We start from the raw sequence: 9233 nt of genomic DNA, 5'->3' as shown, positions 1-9233 counted from the left end.
CGGCGAGTACTTACTAGGTGGCGCCACTTCTTCCTCGTTTCCTTGTTCAGGACAACCCTATTGGGTGCCTGTCCGGAAACTGCGTGGCCCCTCAGGCCGCACCTGGGGCCGCCGTGGACGCACGCCCATCGTGAAGGTCACCGCCGCTGGCACCAAACGTGTCTCCATGGCGGCGCTGATCTGCACCAAAGCCGGCCACCGGCCCCGGCTGATCTACCGCATCCAGGCTCCGGCTCCTGAGCGGTCCACGGCATGTCTCGGGACGGCCACAACGGGCAGGTCAAGGAAGCGGAATCGAGCGCAGGGCGTGATGGGTCCTCGGCTCGACGACGACTTGGCCCGAGCGGCCTTCCGGCGTGATGAGCGCGGGGTGTTCGCCGCCCCTGGACTGCAGGTACGGCGGGGACATGCGCGGCGCGGCGGTTCCGGTCCCATCCGGGCCGGCGTGCAGGTCGATCGTGATCACGCGTCCCCTGGTGTCGTCGTTTCCAGGAGTGAAGGTCACGAACCGCCCACCGGACAGCTCCGCTTCCTCCGTGGTGGTGTCGTAGCTCCACAGCTTGCGGGGGTGGTTGAGATCGTAGGCGTTCCAGGTACCGGTGCCCGGGTCCTCCGGGGTGTCCTCGAACAGCACCAGCACACCGTCCGACGAGATCACACCGCGTTCGGGCTTCAGGCCCGGGTCCTCGGCGGCCGTCCTGAGCGGCCCGAGCGTGACCGGGTCGAGACGGCGGAGGGGCGGGAAGGCGTCGCCCGCAGTACCGGGGCTGCCTGCGCACACCAGGTAGCCGCCGCCGGAGATCAGGTGCGGGCACCAGTCCAGGCGGACGCCGCCGTAGGAGGCGGTGCCTGGCGGGCTGGTCGCGACGCTCCTGCCGGAACGGGCGTCGCGGGCGGTGACCTTCGTGCCGTCGGTGCTGTAGACGCGGCCGCCGAACGCGGTGATGCCTTCGTACGGGATCGCGTCGACGGCCTTGTGCCACAGCGGTGCACCGTCGGACGCCCGGAAGGCACCGAGGGCGACGTTCGTGTAGCCCTCGGTCTGCACGGCGTCGCTCTTGGCGTCGAGGGCGTAGACGACGCCGTCCGCCGCGGCCATGTCGAGGTAGGAGCGCTGGGAGGGCAGCCGGTGGGTCCAGGCCGCTTTACCCGTGCGCAGATTCGCGGCGCGCAGCGTGTGACCGCCACTGGTGGCGGCGCGTTCGTCGGCTGCGTCGACTACGAGCCCGCCGTTCTTTCCGCCGCCACCTGTGGCGGGGACCGTCCAGGTGATCGCGCCGGTGGCCCGGGAGACCCCGACGAAGCCGTCGGGGGCGGTGCTGCACACGACCTGGTGGGTGGTGGCGCCACAGGATCCGGACGCCTCCTGCCGGGAGAGGGACTTCGTCCACGTGCGCCACGGACCGTCGACGGCCACGGACGTGTGCGCGGTGGAGGGAGCGGGCTGTGCGATGCCCGTAGCCGAGCACCCGACGATCGACGCCACGCCCGCCAAGGACGCCGCCATCCTGCGCACTCGCCGCATGCCAAGTCACCCCCGGTAGCCCTGCTTCCAGAGACGACCCACGGCGGCGGCCGATGGTTGTACGGGGTCAGAAACCCTCGTGGCCACCCACGATAAGTTCGCATTTCGTTTGCCCTTTCTCATCCGCCGTGGCCCTTGTCCGGCCCAAGGGACGACGCGATGAGACGCGCTCCCCTCTGATTGTTCACTTGTCGGGGTGATGAACCCGGTCTCGATCTGTGTAGCTGCTCTCTCCGAACGTGGAGACGTCGCAGCGACCGCCTCTTCTGCTGCCCGTTCCCGCTGCCCGGTGTGGCATATCGCGCGTGGATCGGACGGCGTGTCTACGAGGCGTCGCGGGTGAACCGCCAGGCCCCGCAGGCGAGGGCGAGTGCGAGGTAGAGGGCCAGGTCGATGAGGGCGAAGGAGAGGGAGGGGGTGCGTTCCGGGTGGAGGGGGTGTGGGTGGAGCTGGCCGAGGGTGTCAGCGGCGTTGCTCAGCATGAGCTTGCTGGGCAGGTAGGACCAGCCTTCCACCGCCTTTGCCGCGCCGTAGCCGAGGTACACCAGGGCGAAGAGCGCGGCGATGGCTCCGGCGGTGTGTCGGATGACGGCCCCGAGGCCGTAGCCCACGACGGTGACGACGAACAGGTACAACCCGGCACAGGACACGGCGCGCAGCACGCCTGGCGTGCCCAGGCCGACGTCCAGGTGCTGCCTGGCCAGGACGGCCTGTCCGATGAAGAAGCTGGTGAACGCGGTCAGCTCGCCGAGCAGCAAGGCGAATCCGCCGATGACGAGGGTCTTGGCGGTGTAGGCGAGTGCCCGTCGGGGTGTCGCGGTCAGCGTCGAGTGGATCAGTCCGGTGGTGTACTCACTGCTGACGCCCAGCACGCCGAGGACGCCGAAGGCGAGGACGGCAAAGGCGAGGCCGGAGAGTGAGTCGCCCACAGGGTCGAACTGGGCCCGATCGGCCCTTGCCATGTGCGGCCAGGCGCCGGCGGTGTGGGCGACGTCCATGAGGCTCAGCGCCAGGCCGAATGCCAGGGCGATGAAAGCGGTGATCCAGGTCGAGCGGAGGGAACGCAGCTTGACGGCCTCGCCGGCCATGGCACCTGTCAGTGCGGTGGGCATCAGTGTCCCGTCCCTTCGGTCCGGTATTCCACGGCGGATTCGGTGAGGTTGAGGTAGGCGTCCTCCAGGGAGGCGCCGACCGGAACGAAGTCCGTGATCGGAACATCGGCGAGCAGACGTCCTCGTCCGATGGCGAGAAGATGGTCGACGGTGAGGGCCATCTCGCTCATGAGGTGGCTGGAGACCAAGACGGTGCGCCCTTCGGCGGCCAGCGACCGCATCAGGGTCCGGATCCACCTGATGCCTTCCGGGTCCAGGCCGTTGGCGGGTTCGTCGAAGATGAGGACCGGGGGGTCTCCAAGCAGTGCGGCGGCGATGCCCAGGCGCTGCTTCATGCCGAGCGAGTAGGTGCCGATCCTGCGGTGGGCGACGTCGACGAGGCCGGTGAGCGCAAGTACCTCCTCGACCCGGCTACGCCGGATGTGGTTGGTGGCCGCGAGCGCGGCCAGATGCGCACGCGCCGTACGGCCCCGGTGGACGGCTCCGGCGTCGAGGAGCGCGCCGACGCGGCGCAGCGGCTGTTCGGCCTGGCGGTAGGGCACGCCGTCCACCAGGGCACGGCCGGCGTCCGGGGTATCCAGGCCGAGGACGGCGCGGATGGTGGTCGACTTGCCCGCGCCGTTGGGGCCGAGGAAGCCGGTCACGCGGGCGGGCTGGACCTCGAAGGTGAGGTCGTCGACGGCGACCTTGCGGCCGAAGCGTTTGGTGAGGTGTTCGCATCGAATCACGTCCATGACGATGCCGGGACGGGCAGGTCGCTTCATCTGCCTGCGGGCAGGTTCTTCCGGCCCCGGGTCTGCCGTACGGCATAGGGCCCGCGGACGATGTGGGCATGACCGGGACGCGCATACGCTCAGGTCGTGGAACGGAAGACGTATGCGGTCTGGGAGGCGCTCCGGACCTACCGGACCCATTGGCCGGAGGCTTTTGTCGTCCTGTCGCTGGCAGTGTGCAGCCTGGCGCCGTGGCATCCGCAGGCGATCTTCTGGGGCGGACTGCCGCTCGCCTTCGCGCTGTTCTGCGTCACGTGCCTGCGCCCGGCCCGCACCGCGGGGATCGCCCTGGCCGCGGCGCTGGCGCTGGCGGTGTCCACCGGCCTGCCCAGGTTCGAACACGCCGGGGCCGTGGTGCCCTTCGCGTTGCTTTTCGGCGTCGCCTGGGCGGTGGGCTTCGCGGTCGGGCAGCGGCGCCGGTATCTGCACACGCTGCTGCGGCAGGAACGCGACCGCGCCGATCGCGAGGCGGCGGCGGAACGGCTGCGCATCGCCCGCGAGCTGCACGACAGCATCGCCCACTCCATGAGCGTGATCTCTGTCCAGGCAGGCTTCGGCCGCCTGGTGATCGACGACCGTCCCCAGGACGCGCGGAGCGCGCTGGAGGCGATCGAGACCACTGGCCGGGAGACCCTCGTCGAACTGCGCCGCATGCTCGGCGTGCTGCACGACGACACGGACGATCCGGACGACGCGGGACTGGCCCCCGCCCCAACACTCGCGGACCTGAACCGGCTCGCCGAACGTACCCGGCGGGCCGGCCTGCGGATCGACCTCGCGGTCACCGGGCAGGCCAGACCACTGCCCCCCGGGTTGGAGGCGGCCGCGTACCGGATCGTCCAGGAGGCGCTGACCAACGTGGTCAAGCACGCCGGCGCGAGCGCCGCGCACGTCACCGTCGCGTACGGACCCGGCGAGCTGACGCTCACGGTGATCGACGACGGCAGCGTCCGGCCGGTCCAGGGCCGCACCGGGCGCGGGCTGACCGGGATGCGCGAGCGCCTCGCCCTCTACGGCGGCACCTTGCAGACGGGGCCGACCACGACCGGCGGCTTCCGGGTCCGGGCCGGCATCCCCGTAGACGGGCCACAGCCCACCACCGACGACCGGCAGCGGCCGTGACCATCCGAGTCCTGGTCGCCGACGACCAGCAGCTGATCCGCATCGGCCTCGCCGGAATCGTGGACACCGCCCCGGACCTCAAGGCGATCGGCAGCGTCGCAACCGGCCGGGACGCCGTCGCAGCCGCCGCAGAACACCGGCCCGACGTCGTGCTGATGGACGTCCGGATGCCCGAGATGGACGGCATCGAAGCCACCCGCCGTATCACCACCGCCGGCCACGCCCGTGTCCTCATGCTCACCACCTTCGACCTGGACGAATACGTCTTCGGCGCACTGCGCGCCGGGGCCAGCGGCTTCCTCCTGAAGGACGCACCGCCCCTCGACCTGCAGTCCGCCGTCCGCACCGTCGCGCAGGGCGAGGCGCTGCTCGCACCACGCGTCACGAAACGGCTCATCGCGGCATACGTCAACAGGCAGGCACAGCCACCGCACGGTCAGGAACGGCCGCGTCTGCCCGAGGCCGTCACCACCCGTGAACACGAAGTGCTGCTGCTCGTCGCCGAAGGGCTCACCAACGCCGAGATCGCCGAACGGCTGTACATCGGCGCGGGCACGGTGAAGACCCACGTCGCCCGACTGCTGACCAAGCTCGACGCCCGCGACCGCGTCCAACTCGTCATCCACGCCTACCGCAACGGCCTCGCCGACTAGTCCGCCCCGCCTCCGATCGGCCGCGGAAGGCCAGATCGTGAGACACAATGCCCTGCGAGCAGCCGACGGCGACCGCCATGGGACCGATCTCCGTTGAAGCGGGCCATACGGCTGCGGCCAGCTGGTTCCGGCCTGTCCGCCTTCCTGAACCCCGAACGTGACTGGTTCGGCGACGAGGAACTGGCCGCTATCGGCGGCACACTCGGGCACCCGGTGAAGCAGGTCAGAGCTCACATCTGACTCAGGTCGCGGCAAAGACCAGGTGCAGCCGTCACAGCTCGACGTCACCCATTGAAGTCCAGCTGTCACCGCCCTGTACTGCGGTGCAGGGCGGTGACGGCGCATCCGCAACGCTCGGGAAGCGATGGATCAGCACACCGTCGAACGGCGCACCCTCCAGGGTTTCGATCTACCGGTATCCGACCAGGGGTGTCACCTCGTGGCCTGCCCGGGCCGCCCGGGCCGAGCCGGCGTAGCGGGCCGGCTGGGCCGGGTCGGTCACGCGCTCGCGGTGCACGACGACGTAGGCGTCACACGCCGCCCTTGGTCACCAGCTCGATCAGGGCGTCGGCCGCAGGGGCGGAGGAGGCCGGGTTCTGCCCGGTGATCAGCAGACCGTCCGTCAGGACGTAGGGCTGCCAGTCGCCGGTCTTGGAGTAGACGCCTCCGAGCTTGGTGAGTTCGTCCTCGACCAGGAAGGGGACGACATCGGTGAGCTGGACGGCCTCCTCCTCGGAGTTGGCGAATCCGGTCACCTTCTTACCCGAGACCAGCGGGGTACCGTCCTCCTTGACGGTGTGCCGCAGGACGCCGGGGGCGTGGCACACCAGTCCCACCGGCTTGCCGGAGCGGAGGGTTGTTTCGATCAGCCGGGCGGAGACGGTGTCCTCGGCCAGGTCCCACAGCGGTCCGTGGCCGCCGGGGTAGAAGACCGCGTCGAAGTCGCCGGCCGAGATCGCGTCGAGGCGCGTGGTGTTCGCCAGTGCGTCGGTCGCCTCCGGGTCGGCCTCGAAGCGCCGGGTGTCGTCGGTCTGGAAGCCGGGTTCGTTGCTCTTGGGGTCCAGCGGCGGCTGTCCGCCCTTCGGCGAGGCGAGGGTGATCTCCCAACCGGCCTCCCTGAAGCGGTAGTACGGCGCCGCCAGCTCCTCCAGCCAGAACCCGGTCTTACTGCCGGTGTTCCCCAGCTCGTCGTGCGAGGTGAGAACGATCAGAACCTTCATGACACACACTCCTTGTGAGTAGACCAGTCTGCTATTGAGGGGAAACAGGATCCCCATGACCGGATCCGGCACGGGGCGCGGCCCTTCTACAGTTGCAGAAGCTTGCGGGTTGCCACTGTGACGGTGTCGAGCGGGGCCAGACTACGGTGGATCTTGGCCATGACGCTGGCGCCGAGCCACATGTCGTACAGGGCCTGGGGACATCGCGGGTTTCGCCGTCGACCGAGAGAGAGCCGTCCTCCAGGCCGTCGGCGATCGTTCGCTCGATGCGGTCGACGACGGCGCTCGTACCTTCCTTCAGAGCCAGGCGCATCGACTCAGACAAGTCCGCCACCTCGGCGCCGAGTTTCACGGCCAGGCACTTGCCCTGGCACTCCTCGATGCCTGCGTCTCCCGCCACTGCTGTCAGTAGGCCATCAGCAGCTCGGCCGCCGACTGGCCGGAGCGGGCGAGAACACCGTCCATGTCCGTGAGGTAGTCCGCGAAGTAGCTCTTCAGGATCGCTTCACCGAAGGCGTCCTTCGAGGTGAAGTAGTGATAGAAGGGCCCTTTCGGCACGCCAGCCTCCGCGAGCACCTCATTGATGCCGACGGCCGAGAAACCCTTGCGGGCCATGATCCGCTGGGCGGTGTCGAGGATGATCCGACGGGTGTCCGTGGTGCGCGTGGCGGCTGGCATGCAAGAACCACAGCGCCCGAGGGGACCAGTCGTCCGGAAGGTCGGACTGACCGGCTACGGTCCCGTCGGCGTCCGCCACCTTCCGTCGCAGCGTGAGCGGCGTTTCAGGTATCCGGGCCGCAAGCCGCTGCAGGACCGGGAGGTGTTGCGCGAGGAGTACCTGCCTCAAGAACTCATCCTCGGCTCCCACGGCCGCCCCTCCACCTGGCAGGTGCAGAAGACGAGCAGGTCGGAGTCCAGATCGGCCCGCAGCCGGTTGGAGCGGGTCAGGAGCTGCTCCCGCGGTGCAGGCGGCGGAAGACCCCAGCCCGGCGAACCCATGCGGTCGGAGCACTGAAATGGACGGCCCCGGGCGCTCGGAGGCGGCCCGGTACACCAGGGCCGCTCCCGCCGTTCCCGGTCAGGGAACCGCCCTCGCACCACCGTGGGGTCCACCGCGTACCAGGCCGCCCCCTCTGCGCGAAGCGGTGTCGGGCAAGCTTTATGACATGGGCATTGCAATCACGTGGCAGGCCGCCGGGAAGTCTGGCGGAGGACGTGATCACCGTCGAACAATCTCCTGGTCGGTCCGCTCGCCCGGTTCGGGGGCGTGGGCCGCGGAACACTCCGTCAGAAAGCAAAAGAGTCATGCCCAGATCCGGCACACCCTGGCCGGTCCCGTGCGCGGCCACCGCCGCCGCAACACGTTCCTCCGGCAGTAAGGCGGGCATGTGATCCGTCATGTGACACGCAAGGCCGCGGGATGGCTGGCCATGATCGTGGTCGCCACCAACGTGACGTACCTGCTGGCTGCGTGGTTTCTCGACCCGCGGTCCAACTACCGCGGGCTGCGGCCCGTCCGCACGGAGGACCAGATCGACCGCGCCCTGGCACCGTACAACCTGGACCCACGGGTGCCGTTGCCCGACCGGTGGTGGCACTGGTTCACCGATGTGGTCCTGCACTTCGACTGGGGGAAGTCCCCGGTCGGGGCGCCGGTCAACTCCGAGATCGGCTTCCGGGTCGTGGTCAGTGGCCAGCTGGTCACCGCGGCCACGCTGCTGTCGGTGGTGGCCGGTGTGGCGCTCAGCGTGTTCACCGCCTCCCGGCAGTACAGCTGGTGGGACCGCGTCAGCCAGCTCGTCTCGGTCTTCCTGTTCAACGTACCGACGGCCGTTGCGGCTCTGGCGGTCGTCCTGGCCGGCATCTGGCTGAACCAGCGTCTCGGCTGGCGCTTCCTGTACGTCGCCGGGGAGAAGTCCCCTGCCGTCAGCGGTCTGTGGCCGACCGTTGCCGACCGGTTCCAGCACCTCGTCCTGCCGACGCTGAGCCTGACGCTGCTGGGCTACGTCGGCTACCACCTGACCCAGCGCTCGCTGTTGCTGGACAGCATCAACGCGGACTACGTGCGCACCGCCCGCGCCACCGGCCTGACACGCGCCCAGGCGATCCGCCGGCACGCGCTGCGTGCCTCGCTGATCCCGACCGCCACCTCAGTGGCCTTCAGCATCCCGGCGATCTTCACCGGCGCGGTGATCACGGAGACGGTCTTCGGCTGGAACGGGATGGGCCAGTACTTCGTCCAGACCATCGCGAAGAACGACGTGCACGGGGCCGTCGCCGTCGCGGCCTTCGGAGCCGCCATGACGGCGATCGGCGCGGTCCTGGCCGACATCGCGGTCGTCCTGCTCGACCCCCGGGTGCGGGTGAGCTGACGTGGCGACCACGGTGACGCCCCTGCCCGAGCCGTCCGGCCCCCGCCCGGTGGACCGCGCCACGGCGCCCGGTACCGGCGGCGGACACCTGTACCTGCGGCGGTTCGCCCGCAACCGTCCGGCCCTGCTGGGCGTCGCGCTCTTCGTCCTGCTGGTCCTGTTCAGCGTCTTCGGCGGCCTGTTCACGCACTTCGCCTACACCGACGTGGATTTCACGGCGCTCACCCGACCGCCCGGCGGGACGCACTACTTCGGCACCAACCAGGGTGGCAACGATGTCTACGCCGAGGCCGTGCACGGCCTCCAGCGCTCCCTGGTGATCGCGGTCAGTGTCTCCGTGCTGACGATCGCGCTCGCCGCCGTGATCGGTGCGGGGGCGGCCTACTTCGGCGGACGCGTCGAGAAACTGACCCTGCTGGTCATCCACTTCCTGCTCGTCGTGCCGTCGTTCCTGAT

The 9233-nt window shown here is 69.6% G+C and carries 8 protein-coding genes and 1 pseudogene; 4 read left to right on the top strand and 5 right to left on the bottom strand.

The features are described 5' to 3' along the window. Window positions 1-280: 280 nt before the first annotated feature. From ACFY0P_RS51850 to ACFY0P_RS51840, 3 genes are all read right to left on the bottom strand, one after another. On the bottom strand, window positions 281-1507 hold the full coding sequence (locus ACFY0P_RS51850) for a PQQ-binding-like beta-propeller repeat protein (protein ID WP_388929483.1): 1227 nt from the start codon (window positions 1505-1507) through the stop codon (window positions 281-283). Between the two features lie 341 nt (window positions 1508-1848). Then, the gene (locus ACFY0P_RS51845) at window positions 1849-2637 is read right to left on the bottom strand and encodes a hypothetical protein (protein ID WP_388929482.1); all 789 of its coding nucleotides are present in this window, start codon (window positions 2635-2637) and stop codon (window positions 1849-1851) included. Continuing rightward, a complete protein-coding gene (locus ACFY0P_RS51840) occupies window positions 2637-3371 on the bottom strand; it encodes an ABC transporter ATP-binding protein (RefSeq protein ID WP_388929481.1) in 735 nt (244 codons plus the stop codon). Before ACFY0P_RS51840 ends, ACFY0P_RS51845 begins: the two co-directional genes overlap by 1 nt. A 126-nt stretch (window positions 3372-3497) precedes the next feature. Between ACFY0P_RS51840 and ACFY0P_RS51835 the strand changes: the two genes are divergently transcribed. Next, the gene (locus tag ACFY0P_RS51835; protein ID WP_388929480.1) at window positions 3498-4532 is read left to right on the top strand and encodes a sensor histidine kinase; all 1035 of its coding nucleotides are present in this window, start codon (window positions 3498-3500) and stop codon (window positions 4530-4532) included. Next, on the top strand, window positions 4529-5185 hold the full coding sequence (locus ACFY0P_RS51830; RefSeq protein ID WP_388929479.1) for a response regulator: 657 nt from the start codon (window positions 4529-4531) through the stop codon (window positions 5183-5185). The genes ACFY0P_RS51835 and ACFY0P_RS51830 overlap by 4 nt, the downstream gene beginning before the upstream one ends. A gap of 530 nt (window positions 5186-5715) precedes the next feature. Here ACFY0P_RS51830 and ACFY0P_RS51825 read toward each other — a convergent pair. Further along, on the bottom strand, window positions 5716-6405 hold the full coding sequence (locus ACFY0P_RS51825) for a type 1 glutamine amidotransferase domain-containing protein (RefSeq protein ID WP_388929478.1): 690 nt from the start codon (window positions 6403-6405) through the stop codon (window positions 5716-5718). A 405-nt stretch (window positions 6406-6810) separates the two neighbouring features. After that, complete coding sequence (locus tag ACFY0P_RS51820; RefSeq protein ID WP_388929477.1) at window positions 6811-7083, bottom strand: TetR/AcrR family transcriptional regulator; 273 nt, start codon at window positions 7081-7083, stop codon at window positions 6811-6813. A gap of 710 nt (window positions 7084-7793) precedes the next feature. Here ACFY0P_RS51820 and ACFY0P_RS51815 point away from each other — a divergent pair. Both ACFY0P_RS51815 and ACFY0P_RS51810 read left to right on the top strand, forming a co-directional pair. After that, entirely contained in the window at window positions 7794-8777 is a 984-nt protein-coding gene (locus ACFY0P_RS51815; protein WP_388929476.1) for an ABC transporter permease, read from the top strand. A gap of 49 nt (window positions 8778-8826) precedes the next feature. Then, window positions 8827-9233, top strand: a pseudogene (locus ACFY0P_RS51810) (ABC transporter permease); the annotation flags it as partial.

Origin of the sequence: Streptomyces sp. NPDC001714 (genome assembly GCF_042892755.1) — a bacterium.
GTDB lineage: Bacteria > Actinomycetota > Actinomycetes > Streptomycetales > Streptomycetaceae > Streptomyces.
Note: the sequence above shows the minus strand (reverse complement) of the source record. Positions and strands in the feature narration are given on the sequence as shown.

Bases quoted from the DNA above. Each gene is read 5' to 3' on its own strand.
- ACFY0P_RS51850 (WP_388929483.1), bottom strand. From the start codon at position 1,507: ATGGCGGCGTCCTTGGCGGGCGTGGCGTCGATCGTCGGGTGCTCGGCT.
- ACFY0P_RS51845 (WP_388929482.1), bottom strand. From the start codon at position 2,637: ATGCCCACCGCACTGACAGGTGCCATGGCCGGCGAGGCCGTCAAGCTG.
- ACFY0P_RS51840 (WP_388929481.1), bottom strand. From the start codon at position 3,371: ATGGACGTGATTCGATGCGAACACCTCACCAAACGCTTCGGCCGCAAG.
- ACFY0P_RS51825 (WP_388929478.1), bottom strand. From the start codon at position 6,405: ATGAAGGTTCTGATCGTTCTCACCTCGCACGACGAGCTGGGGAACACC.
- ACFY0P_RS51820 (WP_388929477.1), bottom strand. From the start codon at position 7,083: ATGCCAGCCGCCACGCGCACCACGGACACCCGTCGGATCATCCTCGAC.